Genomic DNA, 25543 nt, shown 5'->3' with positions numbered 1-25543 from the left:
AGCAACCTGAAAGAAGAGATGGTGGGGGAAGTAGGACTCGAACCTACGAAGGCATAGCCAGCGGATTTACAGTCCGCCCCCTTTGCCGCTCGGGACATTCCCCCACGCTGCCGTTGCCGGCAGGGGCCGCCGTGTCGGCGACGGGGCCCTTATGGTGGGGCGGCCGGGGGGTGTCAAGCCGGATACAGAGGGGATCCCAGGCTCGATTCTCAGTCGGCCTCGGCGACGTCGCTCAGGCGCAGCTCGACCCGGTCGCTGCCGCGCCAGCGGTCGCGGGAGAGGGTGCCGGCGGCGTGGATGTCGCGGCCGATGCGGGACAGGAGCAGGCGCCCGACCGGCGATTCCGCCGCCCGGAACGCGATGGCGCCGACCGCGACGCCGTCCCGGCCGCGCAGCTGCGCCTTGACGTGGCCGGTGCCGACGACGCGGGCATCGGCGATGCGGTGGCGGGCGAGCGCGAAGACGGGCTCCGGCGAGCCCTGGCCGAAGGGGCCGGCCCGCTCGACGGCATCCGCGAGGTCCGGCTGCACGCCGCCGGCGGAGACGAGGCCGTCGACGAGCAGCGCCTCGCCGAGGCGGGCCTCGGCCACCGAGGCGGCGAGGTCGCCGGCCAGCGCCTCGCGGAAGCGGTCGAGATCAAGGGCGGCGAGCGTCACGCCCGCCGCCATCGCGTGGCCGCCGCCCTTGGCGGCGAGGCCCGCCTCGACGCAGGCTCGCACCGCCCGGCCGAGATCGGCGCCGGGGATCGAGCGGCCCGATCCGGTGGCGGTGCCGTCCTCGCGCAGGGCGAAGGCGAAGGCCGGGCGGCCGAACCGCTCCTTGAGGCGCGCCGCGATCAGCCCGACCACGCCCGGATGCCAGTCCGGGCTGCCGGCGACGAGGACCGGCTGGTCGGGGTCGCGCTCGAGCCGCATCCCCATCGCGGCCTCGGCCTCGGCGACGGCGGCGGCCTCGATCGCCTGGCGCTCGCGGTTGAGCGCTTCGAGCTGCGCGGCGATGCCGGCGGCCTCGATCGGGTCCTCGCACAGGAGCAGCCGGGCGCCGAGCGTCGCGTCGCCGATGCGCCCGCCGGCATTGATGCGGGGGCCGAGCAGGAAGCCGAGATGCCAGGCCTGGGGCGCCTCGCTCAGGCCCGCCGCGTCGAGGAGGGCGGCGAGCCCGCGCCGGCCGCGGCCGCGCATGACCGCCAGCCCCTGGCGCACGAAGGCGCGGTTGAGCCCGCGCAGCGGCACCACGTCGGCGACGGTCGCGAGCGCCACGAGGTCGAGCCCGGCCATCAGGTCGGGGATGGCGAGGCCGTCGCGGCGCAAACGGCGGTTGAGCGCCACGAGGGTGAGGAAGACCACGCCCGCGGCGCAGAGATGGCCGAGGCCCGACAGGTCGTCGAGGCGGTTCGGGTTGACGAGCGCGCGCACCGGCGGCAGCACCTCCGGCGCGCCGTGATGGTCGAGCACCACCACGTCCATGCCGAGGCGGCCGGCCTCGGCCAGCGGCTCGTGACCAGCAGTACCGCAATCGACGGTGACGAGGAGTGTGGCGCCTTCCTCCGCCAGCATCCGGACCGCCGCGACGTTGGGGCCGTAGCCTTCCGTGATCCGGTCGGGGATGTGGAGCCGGTAGGGCACGCCGAGGTCGCGCAGCGCGCTCGCGAGCAGGGCGGCGCTCGCCGCGCCGTCGACGTCGTAGTCGCCGAAGATCGCGACCTTCTCGCGGTTCCGGATCGCGACGGCGAGGCGGTCGGCCGCCGCCTCCATGTCGACCAGCACGGCGGGGTCGGGCATCAGGTCGCGCAGGCGCGGCTCGAGGAAGCCCGGCACGGCGTCGAGGTCGACGCCGCGGCCGGCAAGCACCCGGGCCAGCACCTCCGGCAGGCCGTGCCCCTGCGCGATCGCGACCGCCAGCCCTTGCGCCTGCGCCGAGGCGCAGCGCTCGTGCCAGGGCCGCCCGAGCGCGGAGCGGTGGACGTCGAGGAGGGGGCGGGGCAGGTCGAGGAGCATGGACACGGGGCGGAGTGTAGCGGGATTCGCGGAATCGCGCTGCCGCAGCCGGGCGACACCTGTGGGCGGTCGTGCGGCTGTGAGGCACGCGCGGGTGAACCCTCCCCCGCAAAGGGGGGAGGGTTCACCCGCGCGGTCCCCTTGAACGCGAAAAGCGGGGCACGAGGCCCCGCTTCCCGGTCCGGGGCGCATATGCCCCGTTTCGTCCGGCCCCGACGGGCCGACCGTCAGAAGTTCTTGACGATCTCGTCGACCACCTTCTTGGCGTCGCCGAACAGCATCATGGTGTTGTCGCGGAAGAACACCTCGTTCTCGACGCCGGCATAGCCCGAGCCCATGCCGCGCTTGATGAACAGCACGGTCTTGGCCCGCTCCACGTCGAGGATCGGCATGCCGTAGATCGGCGATTGCGGGTCGGTCTTGGCGGCCGGGTTGGTGACGTCGTTGGCGCCGATCACGAAGGCCACGTCGGCCTGCGGGAACTCGCCGTTGATGTCCTCCAGCTCGTGGACCTCGTCGTAGGGCACGTTGGCCTCGGCGAGCAGCACGTTCATGTGGCCCGGCATGCGGCCCGCCACCGGGTGGATGGCGTACTTGACGTCGACGCCAGCCTTCTTGAGCTGGTCGGCCATCTCGCGAAGCGAGTGCTGGGCCTGCGCCACCGCCATGCCGTAGCCCGGGACGATGATGACCTTCTCGGCGTTCTTCATGATGAAGGCCGCGTCGTCGGCCGAGCCCTGCTTGACCGGCCGGGTCTCGACCTGGCCGCCGCCACCGCCGGCCGCCGCGGCGTCGCCGCCGAAGCCGCCGAGGATCACCGAGATGAACGAGCGGTTCATCGCGTGGCACATGATGTAGGACAGGATCGCGCCCGAGGAGCCGACCAGCGCGCCGGTGATGATCAGCGCGAGGTTGCCGAGCGTGAAGCCGATGCCCGCGGCCGCCCAGCCCGAGTAGGAGTTGAGCATCGAGACCACGACCGGCATGTCCGCGCCGCCGATCGGGATGATCAGGAGGCCGCCGAGCACGAAGGACAGGATCACGATCAGCCAGAACAGCACCTTGCTGCCGCCGCCGATGAAGCCGGCGAGCAGCGCGACCAGCACCACCGCGAGCACGATGTTGATGACGTGGCGCTGCGGCAGCATGATCGGCTTGCCCGACATGCGGCCGTCGAGCTTGAGGAACGCGATCACCGAGCCGGTGAAGGTGATGGCGCCGATGGCGACACCCAGGCCCATCTCGAACAGCGACTGCTTGTGGATGGCGCCGTTCTCGATGATGCCGAAGGCCTGCGGCGCGTAGAGCGCGCCGGCCGCCACCGCGACGGCCGCGAGGCCGACGAGGGAGTGGAAGGCGGCGACGAGCTGCGGCATCGCGGTCATCGGCACGCGCTTGGCGATCACCGCGCCGGCGCCGCCGCCGATGCCGAGGCCGAGCAGCACCAGGAACCACGCCCCGACGCCCGACGGCGCGTGGCCGATCAGCGTCGTCAGGATGGCGATGCCCATTCCGATCATGCCGTACAGGTTGCCCTGCCGGGAGGTGGTCGGGTGGGACAGGCCCCGCAGCGCCAGGATGAACAGGACGCCGGAGACGAGGTAGAGGAGCGAGGAGACGTTCTCCGACATCGCCTCAGGCCTTCTTCTTGTACATGCTGAGCATGCGCTGGGTGACGAGGAAGCCGCCGAAGATGTTCACGCTGGCGAAGACCAGGCCGATGAACCCGAAGAAGCGGGCCCAGCCGGTGCCCTTCTCGATCAGCGGCACGCCGACGGCGAGGATCGCGCCGACCACGATCACCGAGGAGATCGCGTTGGTGACGGACATCAGCGGGGTGTGGAGGGCCGGGGTCACCGACCAGACCACGTAGTAGCCGACGAAGATCGCCAGCACGAAGATCGCGAGGCGGAACACCGTCGGGTCGATGGCGCCGTGGGTCGCGGCGGCCACGCCGTGGCCGACGCTGTCGGCGATGATCGCGGCCTGATCGGCGGCGCGGGCGGCGATGTCGGCCGCGTTGCGGGCGGCGGCGGCGGCGGCGCGCGCCTGCTCGGCCGCCTGGTCGGGGGGAAGGGTAGCCATGAGGTCTCCTCCGATTGCGGGCGAGGGCTTAAGCCGCCTTGGGCTGGAAGTTCGGGTGGACGACGGCGCCGTCGCGGGTCAGGCAGGTCGCCTTGACGAGCTCGTCGTCCCACTTCACCGCCAGCGCCTTCGAGCCCTTGTCGACCAGGGTCTCGACGAAGGCGTAGAGGTTGCGGGCGTAGAGGCTCGACGAGGTGGCGGCGAGCCGCCCCGGCACGTTGGCGTAGCCGACGATCTTCACGCCGTTCTCGGTCTCGACGACCTCGTCGGCCTTGACGCCCTCGACGTTGCCGCCGCGCTCGACCGCGAGGTCGACCAGCACCGAGCCCGGCCGCATCGCCGAGACCATGTCGGTGGTGACGAGCTTCGGCGCCGGCCGGCCCGGGATCAGCGCGGTCGTGACCACGATGTCCTGCTTGGCGATGTGGCTCGCGACCAGCTCCGCCTGCTTCTTGCGGTACTCGGCCGACATCTCCTTGGCGTAGCCGCCGGCGGTCTCGGCCTGCTTGAACTCGTCGTCCTCGACGGCGACGAACTTGGCGCCGAGCGACTCGACCTGCTCCTTGGCGGCGGGACGCACGTCGGTGGCGGTCACCACCGCGCCCATGCGGCGGGCGGTCGCGATGGCCTGCAGGCCGGCGACGCCGGCGCCCATCACGAAGATGCGGGCCGCCGGCACAGTGCCGGCCGCGGTCATCATCATCGGGAGCGCCCGGCCGTAGACGGCGGCGCCGTCGACCACCGCGCGGTAGCCCGCGAGGTTGGCCTGGCTCGAGAGCACGTCCATGACCTGGGCGCGGGTGATGCGGGGCATCAGCTCCATGGAGAATGCCGACACGCCGGCATCGGCCATCGCCTTGACCTCGGCCTCGTGGCCGTAGGGGTCCATGATCGCGATCACGATCGCGCCGCGCTTGAGCGCCGGCAGCTCGTCGGCGCCGGGGCGGCGAACCCTGAGGACGACGTCGGCGCCCTCGGCGGCGGCCTTGGCGTCGGGCGCGATCGAAGCGCCGGCGGCCTCGTAATCGGCATCCGGCACGCCGGCCTTGAGACCCGCCCCGGACTGCACCGTCACCTCGGCCCCGAGAGCCTTGTACTTCTTCACCGTTTCCGGGACTGCCGCGACCCGCGGCTCCGCCGGATCGGTCTCGGATAGGACCGCGATCCGCATTCAGGCTTCCTTTGGTCGATACACGGCGCGGGCGCGCCGATCCCCCCTCCAGGGTGGCATGTACAAGGCCACGCCTGCCCCACAACTGTAAAGCCGTTCCCTCGCGTGAGGGAACGGCCCCGGTTACAAATCTTTAACGATTAAGTCACGCGCAATTTGTAGGCGCGTGTGCGGAAGGGGCGGGCAGGCCGCCCGTCCCTCAGTAGAAGGCCAGCATCAGGGCGAGCAGCACGGCCACCACGGCGGGGGCGCGCCAGCCGATGGCGGGCGAGAGGGCGCCGATGGCCCCGGCGATGCCGCCGAGCACCACGCCGACGATGGCAGAGACCCAGGCCTCGCGCACGCCGCCGACGGCGAGCGACAGGACCCAGCAGATGACGACGCCGGTGGCAATCTCGACGAAGGTGACGAAGCCGCGATAGGTGGCCTCGTGGGACGGGCCGTCCATCTCCGGGCTGTAGGCGGAGTCGGTGGCGTGTGTGATGTCGGCCATGATGCGGTAGACCCCGTCTTGTGCTCGTTGGCCGGGCTTTAGCGCATGCTCAAGGTCCCGGCAATCAGCCGCAGCAAGACCGGCGCAGACCCGATGGGTCCCGCCGGCCGAGCGGCAAATCGTTGTGGATATTCGGCTCTTTCCCCCCAGCGGAGGCCGGTTGAACCCTCCTCGGCCGAAGGTCGAAGGGGTGAAACGCACCTTTTTCTAGGTCGACGAAGCGGTGCCGGCCCCGTCAGGCCGGCTGCGGCAGGCCCGCCTTCTCCAGAGCCGCGTGCTGGCGGGCGGCGAGGTCGTCGAGGGAGAAGCGGTCGATCTGGGCCTCGAACAGCCGGTGGTAGTTCAGCTCCGAGCGCAGGTGCAGGAACACCGCGCCGAGGCCCACCGCCGCCCGGTCCATGAACACGAATTCCCGCGGCACCGTCACCGGCCCGCGCTCCTTGAGGGCACGGTGGACCTCGAAGGCCTGGCGCCGGCCGTACTCGCCCGGCTTGACGCCGTCGGCGACCGTGCGGACCCGGTCCTCCAGAAGCGGCCCGTAGATGAAGCGGGCCCAGATGTTGAGGGTGTCGACGAGCTCGCGGGTGAGATTGCGGAAACCCCAGCTCTCGTAGGCATGGACGATGCGGGCCTCGTCGTCGTGGAGCAGGCCCTTGTAGAGGTCGACCACGCCGCCGACGAAGCGGGGATGGAAGATGCGGATGCAGCCGTAATCGAGCAGGTTGATGCCGGCTGGCTCACCGCCCTCCGAGAAGACCGTGTAGTTGCCGAGATGGGGGTCGCCGTGAATGACCGCGCTGCGGCTGAAGGGGTGCCACCAGGCCTGGAACATCGCGTGCGCCAGGCGGTTGCGGACCTCCAGCGGGCCGCCGGTGAAGTTCAGGATCTTCTCGCCCTCGAGCCACCCTTGCGTGAGCAGGCGCTTGGTCGAGAGATCCGGGAACACGACCGGGACCCGCACCGTCTCGACGCCCTTGAGCACGTCGGCATAGAGGGCGGCGTGCTTGGCCTCGCGGGTGTAGTCGAGTTCCTCGCGCACCCGGTCGCCGATCTCCTTGCCGATCTCGCGGGTGTCGATGACCGAGCTGATGCGCCGGTGCAGCGCGAAGGCGAGTTCGAGCTGCTTCAGGTCCGCCTCGACGGCGGATTGCATGTCCGGGTATTGCAGCTTGCAGGCGAGCGGCGTGCCGTCCAGGGCCTCGGCCCGGTGGACCTGGCCGAGGGAGGCGGCGGCCGCCGGGCGCAGATCGAACTGGCCGAAGCGGTCCTTCCATTGCGGCCCGAGCTCGGCGGCCATGCGGCGCTTGACGAAGGCTGCGCCCATCGGCGGCGCCTCGGATTGCAGCTTCTGCAACTCGGCGGCGTATTCGGGGGGCAGCAGGTCCGGCACGGTGGCGAGCAGCTGCGCCACCTTCATGATCGGACCCTTCAGGCCGCCCAGCGCCTGGGCGAGGGCGGCGGCGCTCGACACGTCCTCGCCCTTGCGGCCGAGGAGCCGCGCGCCGGCCATCCGGGCGGCGACGCCGCCCACGTTGGCGCCGACCTTCGCGTAGCGGGCGGCGCGGGCGGAGAAGCGATTGGCTTCGCTGTCGGAGGCGGACATGCGGGATGAGGCTCTGCGAGTGCGCGCGCAAGGATCCTGCGCGCCGGAATTCGAGCCTTAGATATGCCCGGCGCCCGGGGCCGCCAGGGCGACCGGACAGCGCGGGGGCCGCGGCCTGGGCGTCCTGCGTCAGGTCTGCCGCAGGGCGGCGCGCAGGACCCGCACCATCTCCTCGATGGCGCCGTCCTGGTCCTTGGCGTGGACCGCGTAATCGACCGAGGCGTCGAGGTGGGTGCTGATGAGCTGGAGCACCGCCTCGCGCACCGCCGCCGTGATGGCGTTCATCTGCTGCACCTCGTCGAGGCAGTAGCGGTCCTCCTGCACCATCGCCTGGAGGCCGCGCACCTGGCCCTCGATGCGCTTGAGGCGCTGGAGGATCGGCTTTTTTTCCTCCTCGGTGCGGCGAATCTGGAGGCGCCCGTCGACGTACTGGTAATCCATGATGTGCCTTCCCCGACCATGGGTCCGCCTCGTCCGGGGGGCGCGGGCGGCCCGGGCGACGTCGGGTCTGGTGATCGATTGCCGCCCTATCCCTAAGGAACGGCAATCGATCTTACATCGAGGGCGCACAGGTCAAGCTCAATCTTGGCGCATGGCCCGCGCGCCCACGCGCCGGACGGCCTATGTCTTGCTATTGGTGACTGGGGCGGAGGTCATCTGCTCCTTCTGGGCGCCGGAATCGGGCCGGGCCGGGCCGAGCACCGGTTCCTCGCCGAGGGGCTCGAACGCCTTGAAATGGAACTGGCCCCTGCCGTCGATCGACGGGCCCTCGGAATAGCGGCCGGGCGGAACCGGGGTCCCGTTACGGTCGGTGCCCATGAACATGTAGCTGAATTCCTGCGCCTCCTTCGACTGGTCGAAGCTGTTGGGCACCGGCAGCGATTCCTTCAGGCCGCCCATGTCCTCGATGATCGCCAGCCATTGCTGCTGGTGCATCGTATCGCGGGCGATGAGGAAGCTGAGCATGTCCTGCATGCCCTTGTCGTGGGTCGAGTTGTAGAGACGCACCGCGAGGGTCCGGCCGGTCGCCTCCGCGGCCACGTTGCAGAACATGTCGCCGACGAGGTTGCCGCTGGCATAGACGTGCGAGCAGTCGAACGGCACGCCGTCGCAATTGGCCGGGAACGCCGCCATGCCGGTGGAGAGCAGGTGGCGCTGGAGCATCCCCTCGACCACGTGCCGCGGGCGCTCGCCGCCCAGGACGGCGCCGACGATCGGGTTGGCCTGGGCGGTGGTCTCCTGGAGCGTCGCCGGCGCGTCCTCGAGGTTGAGGGCCACCGCCGTCGACAGCATCTCGATGTGGCTGATCTCCTCGGTGGCGGTGTTGAGCAGCACGTCGCGGTACTTCGTGCTCGGGCCGCGGGCGCCCCAGGCCTGGAAGAAGTATTGCAGGCAGACGCGGATCTCGCCCTCGATGCCGCCGATCGCCTGCTGGAGCTGGCGGGCGAACAGCGGATCGGGCTTCTCGACCTTCACCGGGTACTGCAGGCGCTTGTCGTGATAGTACATCGGGGTCTCCTGACCGTCCGTCGGGGTGATCCCGGGCGCGGCGCGCCGCTGACGCCATGCTGAAATGCACATACTCAGCATGAGTATTGGAATCGCCGACCAACGCCCCGCCGGTGGGGTGGTTCGAGCGTGGCAGATCGAATTTTGTCTGGAGGGCGCGGCGCCGGACACGGAACCCGGCTGCGGTTCGCGTACGAAAGTTTTCTCAATCCGAACCTGCCGCCCGATGCGAGGCGGCCAGAGGATGAGGTGCGGAAATTCCCCTTACCCTCGCGGCGAACCGACGGTTCGCCGCACGGGCTCCCTTCACCCCGACGAGGGGGGAGAGGCCTCTCCCTGCCCCGCGGGGGGAGGGGACTTCGGTGCTTTACCGATGTCCGGATCACCGCCGACCGCGGCCGAAGCCGGTCGCGACCCGACGCTCACCGAAACCAGACACGACAAAACCGGGCCCCGGCCAATGCCGATCCCGGTCTCACCTCAATAATTGGAAAATCCAACCAAACGGATGTTTGGTGGAGCTGAGGGGATTCGAACCCCTGACCTCCGCAGTGCGATTGCGGCGCTCTCCCATCTGAGCTACAGCCCCGCCGAAAGCGGGTATATGTCGTATCGCCGAGGCGATGTCATTACCCGGTGGCTCCGTACCACCTGCCTGCCACCCTGCCAACCCTGCGTTAACCACGAAGGGCAGGCCTGGTGGAGCTGAGGGGATTCGAACCCCTGACCTCCGCAGTGCGATTGCGGCGCTCTCCCATCTGAGCTACAGCCCCGTCCGAGGCGGGTGCCTTGTAGGCCGGCCCTTCTCAGCCTGTCAATTCCCTTGGTGGGCCCGCCGCGATGCGATTGCGCGCGGGTGCCCCGGGCTCGCACGGACCGCGCATGCGCTCGATTCTCTGGCTCATCGACAACATCATCACGCTCTACGTGTACCTGCTCATCGCCAGCGCCGTGCTGAGCTGGCTGGTGACCTTCAACGTGGTCAACGTGCGCAACCCGATCGTGTCGCAGATCGGGGAGTTCCTGTTCCGGGTGACCGAGCCGGCCCTGCGGCCGATCCGGCGCATCCTGCCGAATCTCGGCGGCATCGACATCTCGCCGATCATCCTGGTCCTCGGCCTGTTCTTCCTGCGCAACCTGATGTTCGAGCTCTTCGCCGGCATGGCGTGAGGAGGCTCGGCGTGAGGCCGTGACCGCACCGCCCTGGCACGTCACGCCCCAGGGGATCGAGGTCCGGGTCCGGGCCACCCCGCGGGGCGGGCGCGACGCCCTCGACGGCGTCGAGATCCGCGACGACGGCGCGGCCGTGCTGAAGGTGCGGGTGCGGGCGGCGCCGGAGGAGGGCGCCGCCAACGCGGCGGTCCGGGACGTGCTGCGGCGCGCCCTCGGCCTGCCGGCCTCCGCCGTGACCCTCGCCGCCGGGGCGAGCGCGCGCATCAAGCTGTTTCGCATCGCCGGTGACGGGCCGGCCCTGGCCGAGCGGCTGCAGAACCTGACCGGCGGGGCTTGACCGTAGGGCGGGGCTCATCCCCAATCACTGCAAGCGGTCCGCCCGTCACGCGGCCGAAGAATTCACCCAGAGCCTGCCGGGCCCCGCGCCCGGCAGGCTCTCGCACGAGATGGACTCTCGCGAGGGGCGACGATGAAGACCAATCCGGGCCGTTTCTTCGAGGATTTCCGCCTCGGGGAGACCATCCGCCACGCCACGCCGCGCACGGTCACCACCGGCGACGTCGCGCTCTACACCGCGCTCTACGGCCCGCGCTTCGCGGTGCAATCCTCCGACGCCTTCGCGGCGGACTTCGGCTACGCCCGGGCGCCCCTGGACGACCTCCTGGTGTTCCACGTCGTGTTCGGCAAGACGGTGCCGGACATCTCGCTCAACGCGGTGGCCAACCTCGGCTACGCGGAAGGGCGCTTCCTGCGCCCGGTCTATGCGGGCGAGACCCTCAACGCCATCTCGGAGGTGATCGGCCTCAAGGAGAGCTCGAACCGCCAGACCGGCGTGGTCTACGTCCGCTCCACCGGCACCGACGCGAACGGCGAGGCGGTGCTGAGCTACTGCCGCTGGGTGCTGGTGCGCAAGCGCGACCCCGAGGCGCGGATCGAGGCCGAGGCGGTGCCGAGCCTCGCCAAGGCGGTGGCGCCGGAGGAGCTGGCCGCCGCCCTGCCGCCCCTGAAGCCGGAGGCCTACGATCTCGGCCTCGCCGGCAGCCCGCACCTTTTCGGGGACTACGCGGTCGGCGAACGCATTGACCACGTCGACGGCATGACCGTCGAGGAGGCCGAGCACCAGATCGCCACCCGGCTGTTCCAGAACACCGCCAAGGTCCATTTCGACGGCTTTGCCGCCAAGGACACCCGCTTCGGCAAGCGCCTGATCTACGGCGGCCACGTCATCTCGCTCGCCCGAGCCTTGAGCTTCAACGGCCTCGGCAACGCGTTCTCGATCGCCGGCATCAATGCCGGGCGCCACGTGGCGCCGCTGTTTGCCGGCGACACGGTCTACGCCTGGAGCGAGGTGCTGGGGACTGCCGAGCTGCCCGGGCGCAGCGACGTCGGGGCGCTTCGCCTGCGCACGATCGCGACCAAGAACCAGCCCTGCGCCGCCCATCCCGACAAGGCCGGCGAGGCGACCGATCCGGCGGTGATCCTCGATCTCGATTACTGGGTGCTGATGCCGCGCTGAAGGTCCGCGAACCGATATCGGTGCGATCCAGCGCCGATATCGGCGCCCGGAGGGCCGTTTAAGAGATCTTTCCCATGACGTAACGTCCCGTTCATCACTCGTTCGTAGAAGAGGAGCGAACGACGAGACGGGCCGACGACCAGATGCTCAAGCGCTTCTCAGGCAAGAACGACTTTCTCGAGCTGCTGGCGACGCGGGCCGGCGTCGGCCTGTGGGAGGTGATCCCGTATCAGGGCGACCTCACGCACCCGAAGACCCAGGTGACCTGGACGCCGGAATTCCGGCGCGTCGTCGGGTACACGACGGTCGAGTCCTATCCCGACAAGCTCGACTCGTGGTCGAGCCGGATCTACCCCGACGATCTCGATCGGATCATGACCGCCTTCGCGGCGGCGATCAAGGACGTGAAGAACAAGGGCGCCTACGACGTCAAGTACCGGATCGTGATGCCGGACGGGAAGCCGCGCTGGTTCCGGGCCACCGGCGGCGCCTCCTACGACGCCAACGGCGTCCCGCTGCGGATCTGCGGCTCGCTGGTCGACATCCAGTCCGAGATGGACATCAAGGCCGCCGACGAGGCGCGGGCCAGGCGCATCGACGAGATGGTCGCCGGCTTCGCGCAGGATTCGCAGGCCCTGTTCGCCAGCCTGTCGAAGGCCGCCGCCGAGATGCAGTCGGCCGCCGCCGCGATGGCCGGCACCGCCGACCAGACCAGCGGCCGCTCGAGCGAGGTGGCGGCGTCCGCCCGGCAGACCTCGGCCAATATCGGCACGGTCGCCGCGGCCTCGGAAGAACTCGGCAGCTCGGTCCACGAGATCGGCCGCCAGGTCCAGGGCTCGGCCAGCCTCGCGGAAGCCGCGGTGGTCGAGGCGGATTCGACCCAGCGCCTGGTGCAGGAGCTGAGCGGCGCGGTGAGCAAGATCGGCGACGTGGTGAGCCTGATCTCCTCGATCGCCGGGCAGACCAACCTTCTGGCGCTCAACGCCACCATCGAGGCGGCCCGCGCCGGCGAGGCAGGGCGCGGCTTCGCGGTCGTCGCCGCCGAGGTCAAGGAGCTCGCCAACCAGACCGCCAAGGCAACCGACGAGATCTCGTCGCAGATCGCCCGGATCCAGGATTCGACCGCTCAGGCGGTGTCGGCGATCGGCGGCTTCGGCGCGCGGATCCGCGAGATCAGCAGCGTGACGACGGCGATCGCCGCGGCGGTCGAGGAGCAGAACGCCGCGACCCAGGAGATCGTCCGCAACGTCTCCCAGGCCGCGACCGGGGCCGGCGACGTGATGAGCGGCACCGCCAGCGTCTCGGCCTCCGCCGAGGAGACCGGCCACAATGCCGCGCGGGTGATCGGCGCCTCGTCCGACGTGTCGGACCGCTCGCGCGAGCTGAGCGCGCAGACCGAGGCCTTCCTCAAGGGCGTCCGGGCGGCGTGACCCGGCTCGCCGCCGCTCAGGCGTCGGTCCGGGCGGCGGTGAAGCGCCGGAACGCCTCCAGGGTCTCGCGGCTGACGTGGTGCTCGATGCCCTCGGCGTCGCAGCGCGCCACGTCCGGGCTGACGCCGAGCGCCAGCAGGAACGACTCGACGATGCGGTGGCGCTCCCGCGCCTCCGCCGCCAGCGCCCGGCCGGCCTCCGTGAGGAAGACGCCGCGATAGGGGCGCTGCTGCACCAGGCCGTCCTCGGCCAGTCGCTTGAGCATCTTGGCCACCGTCGGCTGGGCAACGCCGAGGCGGGCGGCGATGTCGACCTGGCGCGCCTCGCCGCCGTCGCCGATCAGGTCGGCGATCAGCTCGACGTAATCCTCCACCAGCTCGAGCCGGCGCGCCTCGCGCACCTGCCGGAAGCCGGCGGAATGCGCCTCGGCGTCGACCAGGGCGGCGGGCTCGCGCGGGTGATCGGAATCCTGCATGGGGTGGGGCCGTCGCCTCGTCTGTCGCCGTCGGATGCCGCTGTCTTACCCGAGGCAGTCTTACCCGAGGAATCGCCGGGTGGGCAGGGCCTCGAGGATCGCGTTCCCGCGCTCACGCCGGCGGCGCCCGCAGGTGGGCGACGAAGTCCTGGGCGAAGGGGGGCAGGGCGGAGAGGTCGCGCAGGCAGATCGTCAGGTCGCGCACCGCCCACGGATCCTCCAGCGCCACGATGGCGATGCCCATGGTGCGGGCGGCCCGCCGCGCCGTCGTCTCCGGCACGATGCCGAGGCCGACCCGGCACTCGACAAGGCGGCAGACCGCATCGAAGCCGCGCAGCTGCACCCGCAGGCGCAGGGGCTGGCCGCTGCGCCCGGCCTTGGCCGCGAGGAAGCGGGTGAGCGCACTCGCCCGGTCGAGCCCGACGAGGTCGTGGCCCAGTACCTCGGCGAAGGGCACCGAGGTCCGCTGGCTGAGCGGGTGGCCGTCCGCCACCACCAGCACGAAGCGGTCGCTCCGGAACGGGTGGGTCTCCAGGCTGCCGGTCTCGACCGTGCCGGCGACGAGGCCGAGATCCGCCGCGCCCTCCGCCACGAGCCCGACGATCTCGTCCGACAGGCGCTCCTCGATGTCGACGCTGACCCCCGGATGCAGGGTGAGGTAGGCCGAGAGCACCTCGGGCAGGAATTCGGTCAGCGCGTTGGTGTTCGACAGGACCCGGATCTGCCCCGCCGCGCCGCCCGCGAAGGCCGCGAGGTCGCCTTGCAGCCGCTCGACGTTGCCGAGGATCTGGCGGGCATGGGCGAGCAGCGTGCGCCCGGCGGGCGTCGGGGTGACGCCGAGGCGGGCCCGTGTGAGGAGCGCGGCGCCGAGCGAGGCCTCCATGCTGCGGATGCGGTGGCTCGCCGCGGCGAGCGCCAGGTTGGCGCGGTTCGCCCCGTGGGTGATCGAGCCCGCCTCGACGACGTGGCGGAACAGGCTGAGGTCGACAAGATCGAAATGCATGGCGGCGCCTCCCCGGGCGAACGCCCGTCCCCGGCCGATCGTTTCGCCGGCCGCGAAGGTAGATCGCGCCACCCCACGATGACCAGGGGGGCGTCCGGCCTTCGCGAAACACGAAGGCTGGGTCAACGAGAACCGCATTGCGAATTGGACGCGTTCCAGGGAGACAGGCGGATGGATCTGTCACCCAGTCCGCTCGGCGGCCACGTTGCGCTCGCGCAGCGGAGCCGGTAGGTGACCCACTTTAGAGCCGGTACAGACCAGGACTTCTCGAGGATCACGATGGCGGACACCGCAAGGCCCACGAACCCCGCCGGCAGACCGGTCGTGCGACCGCTCTCGCCCCACCTCCAGATCTATCGCTGGACCTGGACCATGGCGATGTCGGTGGCCCACCGCATCACCGGCGTCGCGCTCTACGGCGGCACGGCGCTGCTAGCCCTCTGGCTGGTCTCGCTCGCCGCGGGTCCCGGCGCCTACGGCCCGGTGGCGTGGTTCTTCGGCTCGATCCTCGGGCGGCTGATCCTGTTCGTCTACACCTGGATCCTGCTGCACCACATGCTCGGCGGCATCCGCCACCTGGTCTGGGATTTCGGCCACGGCATGGAGCCCGGCACCCGCATCGCGATGGCCCGCTTCACCCTGATCGGCTCGACCGCCCTGACCGTGCTGGTCTGGGTCGTCGCCCTCGTGGCGCGCTAAGAGGAGGACGACAGATGGTCGACAACCGCCCCGACATCCGCCCCTCGATCCGCACCGCGCGGGCCCGCGTCAGCGGCCTGGGCGCCGCCCATCACGGCACCCGCGAGTGGTGGATGCACCGCGTCACCGCGGTCTCGAACGTGCCCCTCGTGCTCGCCTTCGTGGTGATCGTCGCCCTGATGGCCGGCCGGCCCTACCCGGAGGCGGTCGCCCTGGTGTCGCACCCGCTGGTGGCGATCCTGCTGATCCTTGGCGTCCTCTCGGTCACCAACCACATGCGGATGGGTCTTCAGATCGTCATCGAGGACTACGTCCACGACAAGGGCCTGCGCATCGCCGCGGTCATCGCCAACAACTTCTACTGCGTCGTCGTCGCGGTCGCCTGCCTCTACGCCATCGTGCGCGTGAGCCTGCGGGCCTTCGCGTAACGCCAGAACTGAGGAAAACCGTCATGGCCTCAACCGCTTCCGCCGCGCCGGCCCAGAACGGCAAGGCGTACACCATCATCGACCACACCTTCGACGTCGTCATCGTCGGCGCCGGCGGCGCGGGCCTGCGCGCCACGGTCGGCTGCTCGCAGGCGGGCTTGCGCACCGCCTGCATCACCAAGGTTTTCCCGACCCGCTCGCACACGGTGGCGGCGCAGGGCGGCATCTCGGCCTCGCTCGGCAACATGGGCCCGGACGACTGGCGCTGGCACATGTACGACACCGTGAAGGGGTCGGACTGGCTCGGCGACCAGGACGCGATCGAGTACCTGGTGCGCAACGCCCCGGCCGCGGTCTACGAGCTCGAGCACTGGGGCGTGCCGTTCTCGCGCACCGCCGAGGGCAAGATCTACCAGCGCCCGTTCGGCGGCATGACCACCGATTACGGCAAGGGCACCGCCCAGCGCACCTGCGCGGCGGCCGACCGCACCGGCCACGCCATGCTGCACACCCTCTACGGCCAGGCCGTGAAGGCGCAGACGAACTTCTTCATCGAGTACTTCGCCCTCGACCTGATCATGGACGAGGAGGGGCGCTGCCGCGGCGTGATCGCCATGGATCAGTCGACCGGCGAGATCCACCGCTTCCGCGCTGCGATGACGGTGCTGGCCACCGGCGGCTACGGCCGGGCCTACTTCTCGGCGACCTCGGCCCATACCTGCACCGGCGACGGCAACGCGATGGTGCTGCGGGCGGGCCTCGCGCTCGAGGACATGGAGTTCGTCCAGTTCCACCCGACCGGCATCTACGGCGCCGGCTGCCTCATCACCGAGGGCTCGCGCGGCGAGGGCGGCTACCTGACGAACTCCGAGGGTGAGCGCTTCATGGAGCGCTACGCCCCGTCGGCCAAGGACCTCGCCTCGCGCGACGTGGTCTCGCGTTCGATGACCATGGAGATCCGCGCCGGCCGCGGCGTGGGCAAGAACAAGGACCACATCTTCCTGCACCTCGACCACCTCGACCCGAAGATCCTGCACGAGCGCCTGCCCGGCATCTCGGAGAGCGCGAAGATCTTCGCCGGCGTCGACGTGACCAAGGAGCCGATCCCGGTCATCCCGACCGTGCACTACAACATGGGCGGCATCCCGACGAACTACCACGGCGAGGTGCTGACGCTGAAGAACGGCAACCCGGACCACGTCGTGCCGGGCCTGATGGCGATCGGCGAGGCGGCCTGCGTCTCGGTCCACGGCGCCAACCGGCTGGGCTCGAACTCGCTCATCGACCTCGTGGTGTTCGGCCGCGCCGCGGGCCTGCGCTGCGCCGACACGGTGGAGAAGGGCGGCCGCCTGCCGGAGCTGCCGAAGGACTCGGCCGACAAGGCGCTCGGCCGCCTCGACCGCTTCCGCTACGCCAACGGCGGCACGCCGACGGCGGAGCTGCGCCTCGAGATGCAGAAGACGATGCAGAACAACTGCGCCGTGTTCCGCACCGGCGAGGTGCTGGAGGAGGGCAAGGGCCTGATCCACAAGGTCTGGGCCGGCGCCGAGGACGTGAAGGTCACCGACCGCTCGCTGGTGTGGAACACCGACCTGCTCGAGACCCTGGAATTCGACAACCTGATCGGCCAGGCCGTCGTCACCATGGAATCGGCCGCCAACCGGACCGAGTCGCGCGGCGCTCACGCCCGCGAGGACTTCCCGGACCGCGACGACAAGCAGTGGATGAAGCACACGCTCGCCTGGCTCGACCCCGACGCCCGCAAGGTCGCGATCGACTACCGGCCGGTCCACACCTACACGATGTCGAACGACATCGCGTATATCGAGCCGAAGGCGCGCGTGTACTAAAGGCCGAAAGGCCGGCTTGGAGGGATCGATGACCGAGTTCCCCCGGATCACCCGCGACCCGGCCGTCATGGCCGGGAAAGCCTGCATCCGCGGAAAGCGGGTGACGGTCGCGATGATCCTGGGGAATCTCGGCGAGGGCATCGGCATCGACGAGCTGCTGTCTGCCTATCCCTACCTCGAACGCGAGGATGTTCTCGAGGCTCTCCGCTACGCGGCCTGGATGGCGCAGGAGCGCGAAATCGCTCTCGAGCCGGCGGCGTGAGGATCGTGGTCGACATGAACCTCACGCCCGACTGGGTCTCGTACCTTCAAGGCCTTGGACACGACGCGGTCCACTGGTCGGAGGCCGGTGCGGAGGACGCGCCCGACACCGACATCATCGATTGGGCGCGAGCCTCCGGTCGCGCCGTCATGACGGCCGATCTCGATTTCGGGATCGCCCTGGCGCGGTCGGACGCGACCGCGCCGAGCGTCATCCAGCTCCGCATGGGATCCACGCTGCCCGGGCGCGTCGGCCCCCTCGTCGCCCGCGCGATCGACGGGGCGCGGGCGGACCTGCACTCCGGAGCCCTCCTCACCATCGAGACCGGACGGGTGCGACTGCGTCCCCTCGGGCTCGACCGCACCGATCAGGCATAGACAGATGGCCCAGTTCAACCTCCCCAAAGGCTCCCAGTACACCGAGGGCAAGACCTGGCCGAAGCCGGCCGGCGCCAAGAACGTCCAGGAGTTCCGGATCTACCGCTGGAACCAGGACGACGGCGCCAACCCGCGGATCGACACCTACTACGTCGATCGCGACGATTGCGGCCCGATGGTCCTCGACGCCCTGCTGTGGATCAAGAACAAGGTCGATGCGACCCTGACCTTCCGGCGTTCGTGCCGCGAGGGCATCTGCGGTTCCTGCGCCATGAACATCATGGGGCAGAACACGCTCGCCTGCACGCTCGGCATCGACGACTGCAAGTCGAACCAGGTCAAGATCTATCCCCTCCCGCACATGCCGGTGCTGAAGGACCTGGTTCCCGACCTGACCTCGTTCTTCGCGCAGCACGCGGCGATCGAGCCGTGGCTGCAGACCGAGACGCCCTCGCCCGAGAAGGAGTGGCGCCAGACCCCGGAGGACCGTGCGCGGCTCGACGGGCTCTACGAGTGCATCCTGTGCGCCTGCTGCACCACCTCGTGCCCGAGCTACTGGTGGAACGGCGACCGCTTCCTCGGCCCGGCAGCCCTGCTCCAGGCCTATCGCTGGCTGATCGACAGCCGTGATGAGCATACCGGCGATCGCCTCGACGGGCTGCACGACCCGTTCCGGCTCTACCGCTGCCACACCATCATGAACTGCGCCAACACCTGCCCGAAGGGCCTGAATCCGGCCAAGGCCATCGCCGAGATCAAGAAGATGATGGTGGCGCGCGAGGTCTGATCGACCTTCGAACGCATCCGGTGCGGCCGACTGGGTCCTGTCGGCCACACCCTCTCGAAAAGGCGCCTTCGGGCGCCTTTGTCGTTGGGGAAACCCCTGCACGCGCCCTCCCGGGATCGTATTTGCCGGGCACAACCGATCCTCGACGATCGATCCTCGCAGCACGGCCGCAGGCCGGGCCGGGGGCACCCCGCGCAGGACCCCTCATCAGGACCCCTCGATGCCGCGTCAGATTCTCTGCACCGTCGCCGCCCTGGCCCTCGCCGCGAGCGCCGGCGCCTGCTCCTCGTCGCGCTTCGACACCGGGGGAATCGGCGCGTCCGCCCGTCCCGCACCCCGCGCCGCCCGGCCGCTGCCGCCGGAGGAGCCGGATCTCGGCCCCGGCCTGTCCTCCGGCCCGGTGACCTCGGCCCCCCTGGCCCCGCCGCCCGGCGCCGCCGCGGCGCCCCCCGGCCCGGTCGTCGCCAACCCCACCGGCCCGATCGTCGCGGAGGCGAGCCCCCCGCCGGTGCAGCAGCAGGCCTCTATCGCGCCCCCGCCGGCGGCGCCGGTGGTGGCGAGCGGCGGGCGCTCGGGCGTCGTCGGCGGCTGGACCGCCAAGGACGCCACCGGCGCGAGCTGCCGGGTCAACCTCGCGAGCACCCCCGCCCTCGACCTCTACAAGGCCTCGTCGACCGGCTGCGCCAACAAGGACCTCGCCAAGGTCACGGCATGGGACTACCGGGACGGCGAGGTCTACCTCTACCAGCCCGGCGGCACCGTCGCGGCGCGCCTGCGCCCGGCGGGCGGCGCCATGGACGGCGCGCTGTCGAAGTCCGGCGCGCCCCTCGCGATGGTGCGGTAGGCTACTCCGCCGCGCTGAGCCGGAAGGCGGGCCGCGGCGGCACCGCCTCGCCGGTCATGCGGCGGCAATCGGCGATGGTGGAGCGGGCGGTCTCGATCGCGATCATCACCGCCGCCATGGTGCGGGTGTCGGTCTCGCGCTCGCGGGTGTAGCGCACCACGTCGGCGGCCAGGGTGTCGACCTCGCCGGTGAGCGCGTCGAGCCCGGCGGGATCGGCCCGGCGCGCCTCGGCCAGGATCTCGAGCAGGCGGTCCATCACCACGTCGATCCGCTCGCGCCGCAGGCGGCGCAGGCGCTGGCGCAGCCAGGCGAGCGCCGAGCCGAAGCCGCCGCCGAGCACCGCCAGGAGGTAGACCCAGTCGCCGTAGCGCTCGATGAAGCCCTGCTGCTCGCGCTCGTAATAGTCGATGGCGCCGGGATGGATCGGCAGCCGCGCGCTCGTCGCCTCGGCGGTGGTCTCGTAGGCCGGCGCCGCGACGTAGTCGGCCGCCGGCGTCGCGTCGGAGAGGCGCGAGCGCAATTCGAACAGGTGCTGGGTCACGTCAGCCGCGACCGTGCGGCTCATCGAGGCCCGGGCCATCAGCCGGTAGGAGGCGCCGACCGTCTTCACCTCCTCCTCCGGCACCTTGGGGCTGCCGCCGAACAGCCCGGCCGGCACCGTCACCGCCTGGAGCCGGGGCAGGCGCTCGATGATCGCCGGCCCGTCCTCGACGCCGACGAACGCGACCTTGCGGGTCCGGCTCGCCGCCTGGACCGTGGCGACGAGGCGCAAAGCCATCGGGGCGGCCGGGGCGATCACCGCCACCACCGCGTCGATGCGCTTCTCCGCGAAGGCACCGGCGAGGTCCTCTTCGGCCAGCGGCACCAGCCGCACCTGGCCCACCGGCACCGGGCCGGTAGCGGGGCCCTCCTGAAGGGTCAGGCCGTAATAGCCCATCAGGCTCTTGAGCAGCCACAGGTCGGCGTCGCGGTGCGCCACGATGCCGAGGCGCTTGCGGGCGAGTTCCGGGAAGGTGGTGATGCCCGACGGGGCCGGCGAGGCGATCAGCATCGCCTGGTCGCGCAGGATCGCGAGGGTCAGGCCGTTCGCCGGCAGGTCGACGTCCGGCCGCACCACCGCGAGGTCAGCCTTGCCCTGTTCCAGCGCCTTGGCGCTCTCGCGCACGTCGTCGAAGGGCATGATCCGCAGGCGCACGCCCTTTTGGGTGCTCTTCAGGGCCTCCGCGTAGGCGCGGATCAGCGCCGGCTCGGTGCCGTCCCGCGGCGCCACCGCGATGCTGAGCGTGGTCGCCTGCAACAGGTACAGCGCCACCGCCGCCGCGATGGTCAGCACCAGGCTGGTGACCAGGAAGATGCGCTCGGGCCGGAACGCTCTCGTCATCGCGCGGACATGCCCTCCCTCGGAGACCGGATCCCTGATGGAATGAAACCGGGGGAGGAGCGTCGAGGTTGCGCGGCGCGCGTGTCGCAGGGACAGTTGCGCCTATGGGTTGACCCGCACCCCCACCAGGTAGGTGTCCGAGTGGTAGCTCGACCCGATCGCGGTGCTGCGCAGCAATTCGCGGGCGTAGCTCGCGCGGAACCCGAGCCAGCGGTTGAGGCGGTAGTCGAGCCGGACGCCGGCGCTGTAGCCCTGCTCGCGGATGCTGGTGCCCTGGTACTCGTTGCTGACGAGCGTGCCGGTGAGCGTCAGGCGCAGGTTGCGGCGCAGGTCGTGGGTCAGCTCGGCCACCGCGGTGCGGGTGAGGATGCCGCTCGCCCCCGGCACCACGGTCTCGGCGACGCCGGTCGAGGCGCCGAGCCGCAGAGAGGTCAGCGCGGTCGCCGCCCAGGTCACCGAGCCGTCGATCACCGGCCCGGTGACGTCGCGCAGGCGGCTGTCGGCGTAGTGGCGCGATAGGTATCCACCCGAGATCTCGCCGGAGACGAGGCGGCTGAACTCGAAGCTCGACCCGGCCCGCACCGTCACGCCGTCCGAATCGCGGCGCAGGCCGAACTGGTCGACCACGAAATCGTGCACCCGCGTGTCGACCAGGGTGTCGACGAAGGGGGTGAAACCGGGGCGGATCTCGTAGCCGGTGCGTAGGCGCAGGCCGTACTGGTTGGCGTTGCGGTCGTCCTGGCGCAGGAACGTGCCGTCGGTGAGCTGGGCGTTCTCGAAGGTCTGCCGGTCGACGAGGCCCGCCACCGTGACCTGGAGCCGGTTGAAGCTCTGCGTCATCCCGACGGTGCCGCCATAGGCGGCCACCAGCGGCCGGTCGCGGACCTGGGCGTTCAGGTCCGGGCTGCCGGCGCGCTGGGTCGAGATCGCGTAGCGGCCCTCGACGTCGACCCGGGTGTCGCGGGCGACGTCGAGGCGCAGGCGCATCGCGCCGTCGCCGTCCGGCCGATTGGCGTTGGGGTTGTCGGGATAGTTGAAGTAGCCGAAGCGCGCCTCGCCGGTGAGCGCGTGGGACGACCAGTCGCTCTCGACCCGCAGCTCGCCCTGGCTGCGCAGCGCCAGCGAGCCGCGGCGGTAGATCGAGCGGTCGGGGTTGGAATCGTAGCCGACGCTCTGCTGCAGGGCCGGGAACAGGGTGAGGCTGCCGACCCGGATGCCGAGCGGGCCGTAGGGGTCGAGGGGATCGAGCGAGCGCCGGCGCAGGAGCGGCGCCGTCCCGGCGAGGTCGGGCAGGCCCGAGACCGGGATCTGCACGGTCGGGCGCAGGCGCGCATCCTCGGCGGTGTCCTGCTGGATCGTCTGGCGGATGATGGCGGTGGTGGGCGGGCGCGTGCGCCGCTGCGGCGGCGTGCGCGGCCGGGCGCCGGAGCGGGCACCCGGCCGGCCGCCGCTGCGCGACAGGCTGCCCTCGAGCGCCGGGTTCCGCTGGAGCGCCGGGTTGGTCGACCGGAGCGCGAAGGTGCCGGGATCCTGGCCGCCCGGGAGCGCGCCGGGCGCGGCCGGATCCGCCGCCGGACCGAGTCCCTGGCCGAAGCTCAGCCCCTGGCCGAGATCCTGGCCGGGGCCCGAAGCCGACGCGCCTTGCGCCGCGACCGGACCGGCGGCGAGCAGGGAGGCTGCCAGCACCAGGGCCGGGAGGCCGGGGCCGGCCTGTCCGGGTGTTCGCCGCTCGTCCACCACGGGCCTGCCGCTCCGCTCCACCCCGCCGCGCTCAGCGGGCCATCATGGTTAAGAGCGTTACAACCGACAGGGTTAAGTCCCGGTAACCGACGCCGGGACGGGGCACGCCCTCACCGGTCCGGCGGGGCTCCGGCCCAGGGCGTCTCGTCGCCGGGCCCGAGGGCGCGCTGCATCAGGACGGTGTCGAGCCAGGTGCCGTGCTTCCAGCCGACGGATCGCAGCACCCCGACGTGCTGGAAGCCGAGGCCGGCATGCAGGGCGATCGAGGCGGCGTTGTGCGAATCCCCGATCACCGCCACCATCTGGCGAAAGCCCGAAGCCGTCGCCTCCGCGATCAGCCGCTCGAGCAGACGCCGGCCAAGGCCGAGCCCGATCTGGTCCGGCCGCACGTAGACGGAGGTCTCGACCGTGCCCCGGTAGGCCGGCCGGGTGCGGTAGGGACCGGCATAGGCGTAGGCCGCGACGACTCCCGCCCGCTCGGCGACGAGGTAGGGATGGCCGCCGGCGACGATCTCCGCCCGGCGCCGTCCCATCTCGGCCGCGTCCGGCGGCGCGAGCTCGAACGAGGCCCGGCCGGTGGCGACCGCGTGGGCGTAGATCGCCGTCACCGCGGGGATGTCGGCCTCCTCGCAACGGCGCAGGACCACGCCGTCATCGTCTGCCCCGAGATCCTGCGCCATCCCGCGTCGATCCATCCGGTGGAAACGCCGGATCCTGCACCTTCTGGCGGGGCGTGCGAAAGCTTATATCGTGAGCATGGCCTCCTCACCCTCCGGACGCGCGCAGGTCCGCCGCCTCGACCCCGTGCTCGTCGACCGCATCGCCGCCGGCGAGGTGGTCGAGCGGCCGGCCTCGGCGGTCAAGGAGCTGGTCGAGAATGCGGTCGATGCCGGGGCCTCCAGCATCGCGGTGACGATCGCGGCCGGCGGGCGCAAGCTGATCCGGGTCGTCGACGACGGCGGCGGCATGAGCGCGGAGGACCTCGCTCTCGCGGTCGAGCGCCACGCCACCTCGAAGCTGCCCGACGGCGACCTGGAGCGCATCGACACCCTGGGCTTTCGCGGCGAGGCGCTGCCGTCGATCGGCGCGGTCGCGCGGCTTGCCATCACCTCGCGGGTGCCCGGAGCCGAGACCGGCCACGTCATCGTGGTCGACGCCGGCGAGAAGGGGCCCGTGCGCCCGGCCGCCGGCCAGCCCGGGACCCGGATCGAGGTCACCGACCTGTTTTCCGCGACGCCGGCGCGGCTGAAGTTCCTCAAGTCCGACCGGGCGGAAGCGACGGCGGTGGGCGAGATCCTGCGCCGCCTCGCGGTCGCCCACCCGCAGATCCGCTTCAGCCTTGCCGGCGAAGGCGCCGCGTCCCCGGGCCTCGTCTTCCCGGCCGAGACCGGGCCGGGCTCGTGGCTGCGCCGGCTCGTCGCGGTGCTCGGCCCGGATTTCGGCCAGAACTCTGCGCCCCTGAGCCTGGAGCGCGAGGCCTTCGCCCTCGACGGCCATGTCGGACTGCCGACCTTTCACCGGGCGGCGGCGACCCACGTCCACTTCGTCGTCAACGGCCGGCCGGTGCGCGACCGGCTGCTGCTCTCGGCGGTGCGGGGGGCCTACGCCGACGTGATGGCCTCCGACCGCCACCCCGTCCTGGCGCTGGCGCTCACCTGCGACCCGGCCCTCGTCGACGTCAACGTCCACCCGGCCAAGACCGAGGTGCGCTTCCGCGATCCCGGCCTGGTGCGCGGGCTGATCGTCAGCGCCATCCACGAGGCGCTGCGGCGCGAGGGCGGGCGCAGCTCCGCCACGGTGGCGGCCCGCACCCTGGAGAGCCTGCGGCCGGCGGTGGCGCCGGCCTCCACCGCCGCGCGCCCGCCCGCGAGCCTGTTCTCGCGCCGCGACGAGACGGCGCCGTCCCGGCCGGCCGGCTCCGGCCAGCCCGAAGACTTCGCGCGTGACTTCGGCGATGATCCGGGCGGCCCGGCCTCCGCGCCGTGGCAGGCGCGCGAGTCCAGCCAGGCCGCCTACGAGGGACCGCCTCCCGCCGGAGGTTTCGCCGAGGAACGCCAGGCGCGGTTCGCCGGCGACCTCGCCCTGCCGAGCGCCGACCAGCGCGCGCCGGCGCCCGAGGCGACCGCGCGAGAGGCCGAGCAGCACCCCCTGGGCGCGGCGCGGGCGCAATTGCACGAGACCTACATCGTCGCCCAGACGCGGGACGGCATCGTTATCGTCGACCAGCACGCCGCCCACGAGCGGCTGGTCTACGAGCGCTTGAAGCGCGAGCGCGCCGGCGGCGGCATCGCCCGTCAGATCCTGCTGATCCCGGAAGTCGTCGAGCTCGATCCGGTCGAGGCCGACCGGCTCGCCGACGCGGCGGAGAGCTTGCAGGATCTCGGCCTCGTGCTCGAAGCCTTCGGCCACGGCGCGGTGCTGGTGCGGGAAGTCCCCGCCGCGCTCGCCGGCGGCTCCCTGCGCGCGCTGCTCACCGACGTGGTCGACGCCCTCGTCGAGGGCGGGGCCGATCCGCTCGCCCGCCGCCTCGACGCGATCCTGTCGCGGATGAGCTGCCACGGCTCGATCCGCGCCGGCCGCCGCCTGCGGCCGGAGGAGATGAACGCGCTCCTGCGCGAGATGGAGGCGACGCCGTTCTCCGGCCAGTGCAACCATGGCCGGCCGACCTACGTCGAACTGAAGCTGTCGGACGTGGAGCGGCTGTTCGGGCGGCGGTGAGG

The 25543-nt window shown here is 71.3% G+C and carries 25 protein-coding genes and 3 tRNA genes; 12 read left to right on the top strand and 16 right to left on the bottom strand.

What is annotated here, in order from left to right:
• Positions 1 to 19: 19 nt before the first annotated feature.
• The 11 genes from ACS5PV_RS06465 to ACS5PV_RS06415 all read right to left on the bottom strand — a co-directional run bounded on the left by ACS5PV_RS06465 (position 20) and on the right by ACS5PV_RS06415 (position 9631).
• Positions 20 to 104 (bottom strand) — tRNA-Tyr (locus ACS5PV_RS06465).
• A 105-nt stretch (positions 105 to 209) separates the two neighbouring features.
• Positions 210 to 1997, bottom strand: coding sequence for a single-stranded-DNA-specific exonuclease RecJ (recJ, locus tag ACS5PV_RS06460; protein WP_455395000.1), 1788 nt, complete (start codon positions 1995 to 1997; stop codon positions 210 to 212).
• A gap of 227 nt (positions 1998 to 2224) precedes the next feature.
• The gene (locus ACS5PV_RS06455) at positions 2225 to 3628 is read right to left on the bottom strand and encodes an NAD(P)(+) transhydrogenase (Re/Si-specific) subunit beta (protein ID WP_455394523.1); all 1404 of its coding nucleotides are present in this window, start codon (positions 3626 to 3628) and stop codon (positions 2225 to 2227) included.
• 4 nt (positions 3629 to 3632) lie between these two features.
• Positions 3633 to 4082, bottom strand: coding sequence for a proton-translocating transhydrogenase family protein (locus ACS5PV_RS06450; RefSeq protein ID WP_091751684.1), 450 nt, complete (start codon positions 4080 to 4082; stop codon positions 3633 to 3635).
• 28 nt (positions 4083 to 4110) lie between these two features.
• Entirely contained in the window at positions 4111 to 5253 is a 1143-nt protein-coding gene (locus tag ACS5PV_RS06445) for a Re/Si-specific NAD(P)(+) transhydrogenase subunit alpha (RefSeq protein ID WP_455394522.1), read from the bottom strand.
• Between the two features lie 199 nt (positions 5254 to 5452).
• Positions 5453 to 5746, bottom strand: coding sequence for an aa3-type cytochrome c oxidase subunit IV (locus ACS5PV_RS06440; RefSeq protein WP_455394521.1), 294 nt, complete (start codon positions 5744 to 5746; stop codon positions 5453 to 5455).
• A gap of 235 nt (positions 5747 to 5981) precedes the next feature.
• Entirely contained in the window at positions 5982 to 7349 is a 1368-nt protein-coding gene (locus ACS5PV_RS06435) for an ABC1 kinase family protein (protein ID WP_455394520.1), read from the bottom strand.
• Between the two features lie 129 nt (positions 7350 to 7478).
• Complete coding sequence (locus tag ACS5PV_RS06430; RefSeq protein ID WP_455394519.1) at positions 7479 to 7790, bottom strand: metal-sensitive transcriptional regulator; 312 nt, start codon at positions 7788 to 7790, stop codon at positions 7479 to 7481.
• Positions 7791 to 7970: 180 nt separating this feature from the next.
• On the bottom strand, positions 7971 to 8858 hold the full coding sequence (locus tag ACS5PV_RS06425) for a manganese catalase family protein (protein ID WP_455394518.1): 888 nt from the start codon (positions 8856 to 8858) through the stop codon (positions 7971 to 7973).
• Positions 8859 to 9371: 513 nt separating this feature from the next.
• Positions 9372 to 9447 (bottom strand) — tRNA-Ala (locus ACS5PV_RS06420).
• A gap of 108 nt (positions 9448 to 9555) precedes the next feature.
• Positions 9556 to 9631: transfer RNA gene (locus tag ACS5PV_RS06415), tRNA-Ala, on the bottom strand.
• Between the two features lie 109 nt (positions 9632 to 9740).
• Here ACS5PV_RS06415 and ACS5PV_RS06410 point away from each other — a divergent pair.
• The 4 genes from ACS5PV_RS06410 (at position 9741) to ACS5PV_RS06395 (ending at position 12977) form a co-directional block, all read left to right on the top strand.
• Positions 9741 to 10028 carry a YggT family protein gene (locus ACS5PV_RS06410; RefSeq protein ID WP_048426552.1) on the top strand — a complete coding sequence of 96 codons (288 nt, stop codon included), beginning with the start codon at positions 9741 to 9743 and terminating at the stop codon, positions 10026 to 10028.
• Between the two features lie 19 nt (positions 10029 to 10047).
• Positions 10048 to 10368, top strand: a complete 321-nt coding sequence (locus ACS5PV_RS06405; RefSeq protein ID WP_455394517.1) for a DUF167 family protein — start codon at positions 10048 to 10050, stop codon at positions 10366 to 10368.
• Positions 10369 to 10500: 132 nt separating this feature from the next.
• Complete coding sequence (locus ACS5PV_RS06400; RefSeq protein ID WP_455394516.1) at positions 10501 to 11547, top strand: MaoC family dehydratase; 1047 nt, start codon at positions 10501 to 10503, stop codon at positions 11545 to 11547.
• Positions 11548 to 11690: 143 nt separating this feature from the next.
• Positions 11691 to 12977, top strand: coding sequence for a methyl-accepting chemotaxis protein (locus ACS5PV_RS06395; protein WP_455394515.1), 1287 nt, complete (start codon positions 11691 to 11693; stop codon positions 12975 to 12977).
• 16 nt (positions 12978 to 12993) lie between these two features.
• Here ACS5PV_RS06395 and mntR read toward each other — a convergent pair whose 3' ends face one another.
• Positions 12994 to 13452 carry a manganese-binding transcriptional regulator MntR gene (mntR, locus tag ACS5PV_RS06390; RefSeq protein WP_355291408.1) on the bottom strand — a complete coding sequence of 153 codons (459 nt, stop codon included), beginning with the start codon at positions 13450 to 13452 and terminating at the stop codon, positions 12994 to 12996.
• 112 nt (positions 13453 to 13564) lie between these two features.
• A complete protein-coding gene (locus tag ACS5PV_RS06385) occupies positions 13565 to 14455 on the bottom strand; it encodes a LysR substrate-binding domain-containing protein (protein WP_455394514.1) in 891 nt (296 codons plus the stop codon).
• A gap of 279 nt (positions 14456 to 14734) precedes the next feature.
• On the opposite strand from ACS5PV_RS06385, the gene sdhC reads away from it, so the two are divergent.
• From sdhC to ACS5PV_RS06350, 7 genes are all read left to right on the top strand, one after another.
• Complete coding sequence (gene sdhC / locus ACS5PV_RS06380; RefSeq protein ID WP_455394513.1) at positions 14735 to 15154, top strand: succinate dehydrogenase, cytochrome b556 subunit; 420 nt, start codon at positions 14735 to 14737, stop codon at positions 15152 to 15154.
• Positions 15155 to 15168: 14 nt separating this feature from the next.
• On the top strand, positions 15169 to 15582 hold the full coding sequence (gene sdhD / locus ACS5PV_RS06375) for a succinate dehydrogenase, hydrophobic membrane anchor protein (protein ID WP_455394512.1): 414 nt from the start codon (positions 15169 to 15171) through the stop codon (positions 15580 to 15582).
• A 23-nt stretch (positions 15583 to 15605) separates the two neighbouring features.
• The gene (gene sdhA / locus ACS5PV_RS06370) at positions 15606 to 17432 is read left to right on the top strand and encodes a succinate dehydrogenase flavoprotein subunit (protein ID WP_455394511.1); all 1827 of its coding nucleotides are present in this window, start codon (positions 15606 to 15608) and stop codon (positions 17430 to 17432) included.
• 28 nt (positions 17433 to 17460) lie between these two features.
• On the top strand, positions 17461 to 17694 hold the full coding sequence (locus ACS5PV_RS06365) for a DUF433 domain-containing protein (protein ID WP_455394510.1): 234 nt from the start codon (positions 17461 to 17463) through the stop codon (positions 17692 to 17694).
• Positions 17691 to 18071: a DUF5615 family PIN-like protein gene (locus tag ACS5PV_RS06360; RefSeq protein ID WP_455394509.1), complete on the top strand. Its 381-nt coding sequence runs from the start codon at positions 17691 to 17693 to the stop codon at positions 18069 to 18071. Before ACS5PV_RS06365 ends, ACS5PV_RS06360 begins: the two co-directional genes overlap by 4 nt.
• Before the next feature lie 4 nt (positions 18072 to 18075).
• The gene (locus ACS5PV_RS06355; protein ID WP_455394508.1) at positions 18076 to 18858 is read left to right on the top strand and encodes a succinate dehydrogenase iron-sulfur subunit; all 783 of its coding nucleotides are present in this window, start codon (positions 18076 to 18078) and stop codon (positions 18856 to 18858) included.
• Between the two features lie 220 nt (positions 18859 to 19078).
• Positions 19079 to 19702, top strand: coding sequence for an AprI/Inh family metalloprotease inhibitor (locus ACS5PV_RS06350; protein ID WP_455394507.1), 624 nt, complete (start codon positions 19079 to 19081; stop codon positions 19700 to 19702).
• A 1-nt stretch (position 19703) separates the two neighbouring features.
• Here ACS5PV_RS06350 and ACS5PV_RS06345 read toward each other — a convergent pair whose 3' ends face one another.
• The 3 genes from ACS5PV_RS06345 to ACS5PV_RS06335 all read right to left on the bottom strand — a co-directional run bounded on the left by ACS5PV_RS06345 (position 19704) and on the right by ACS5PV_RS06335 (position 23503).
• Positions 19704 to 21083, bottom strand: a complete 1380-nt coding sequence (locus ACS5PV_RS06345; RefSeq protein WP_455394506.1) for a TAXI family TRAP transporter solute-binding subunit — start codon at positions 21081 to 21083, stop codon at positions 19704 to 19706.
• Positions 21084 to 21185: 102 nt separating this feature from the next.
• Positions 21186 to 22820 (bottom strand): outer membrane beta-barrel protein, encoded by a 1635-nt coding sequence (locus ACS5PV_RS06340; protein ID WP_455394505.1) that lies wholly within the window; start codon positions 22818 to 22820, stop codon positions 21186 to 21188.
• Between the two features lie 113 nt (positions 22821 to 22933).
• Positions 22934 to 23503, bottom strand: coding sequence for an N-acetyltransferase family protein (locus tag ACS5PV_RS06335; RefSeq protein ID WP_455394504.1), 570 nt, complete (start codon positions 23501 to 23503; stop codon positions 22934 to 22936).
• Between the two features lie 76 nt (positions 23504 to 23579).
• Here ACS5PV_RS06335 and mutL point away from each other — a divergent pair, with 76 nt between their 5' ends.
• Positions 23580 to 25541 (top strand): DNA mismatch repair endonuclease MutL, encoded by a 1962-nt coding sequence (gene mutL, locus ACS5PV_RS06330; RefSeq protein WP_455394999.1) that lies wholly within the window; start codon positions 23580 to 23582, stop codon positions 25539 to 25541.
• The last annotated feature ends 2 nt before the right edge of the window (positions 25542 to 25543 follow it).

Source organism: Methylobacterium sp. Gmos1, assembly GCF_053764715.1.
Note: the sequence above shows the minus strand (reverse complement) of the source record. Positions and strands in the feature narration are given on the sequence as shown.